This window comes from Bradyrhizobium sp. P2_E8 (assembly GCF_056403875.1).
In genome coordinates, this window is sequence record NZ_JBFUES010001631.1 from 1 (window position 1) to 962 (window position 962).

Genomic DNA, 962 nt, shown 5'->3' on the forward strand with positions numbered 1-962 from the left:
GAACCAACTGGCCGAGCGCGGTGTCGACCACCCAGAGATTGCCCTTGGAATCGAAGTTCACGGCGGCCGGGATCTTGAAACCTTCGGCGACCACGGTCAGCTCGGCCTTGTCGACGTCGACTTTTGCGACCTGTCCCTTGAACCACAGCGGACCGTAGAGCTTGTCGTCGGGGCCGAACTCGAAGCCGTTGAGGCCGCCCATCTTCTCCATGATCTGGCGCGGCGGTTTGACGCCCTCGACGTCGATCTCGTAGAGCGTGTCGCCGAGGAAAACGGTCGTGGCGTAGAGCCTGCCGTCCTTGCGGAAGGCCAGCGAATTGATGCCGGGAAGGCCGGAGGCAAGCTTCTTGATCGGGCCGTCGCCCTTGCGCGAATAGAGATCGCCGGTCAGGAAGCCGGTCCAGGCCATGGTGCCGTCGGGCGCGAATGCGATGTCGTCGGCCATCCCGATCGGAGCAGGGATTGCAACCTTGGCGGTACCGCCGGCGATGTCCACCTCGTAGAGCATGGCGCCGGCGACGCTGCCGGCAAACAGATGGCCGGCCTTGTCGACCCCGAGCCCATGCACGCCATGGAACGCCGAACCGGGGACGAGTTTCTTGACCTCCCAAGTCGCCGGTACTGTCTGGGCCGATGCGCTCGTGGTGCAGACGATCGCAGCAACGACCGCTGCGCAGGCAAGCCTGTTCTTCATGCGTGACCTCCCATTTTTGGAAAGTATTCGCCCGTCATGCGGCTTTGGCAAACGAAACTTGACGTTGTGACGCCGTAAAGCGGCGTCGCTCCGAAAGCGTCCCGTTCAACCGTGTCGATGAAGATGTCTGGTCGATGTCGGCCGGTTGCCGGCTTACCGGTTGGTGACCTGCAACGGTCCGCCGGTCGCATCCGAGATGCGGGCGATGGCGCCGCCCCGGCCGCTCATCATGCCGTCGAGCCGGTCGCGCTCCTTCTCGAAGCCGGCC

At 64.0% G+C, this 962-nt stretch carries 1 protein-coding gene; it reads right to left on the bottom strand.

All coding sequences use genetic code 11. The annotated features are described in order from the left end of the window. The coding region (locus tag AC1D00_RS42860) for an NHL repeat-containing protein (protein WP_477014886.1) at positions 1–694 on the bottom strand (694 nt) is incomplete at its 3' end. Positions 695–962: the final 268 nt, after the last annotated feature.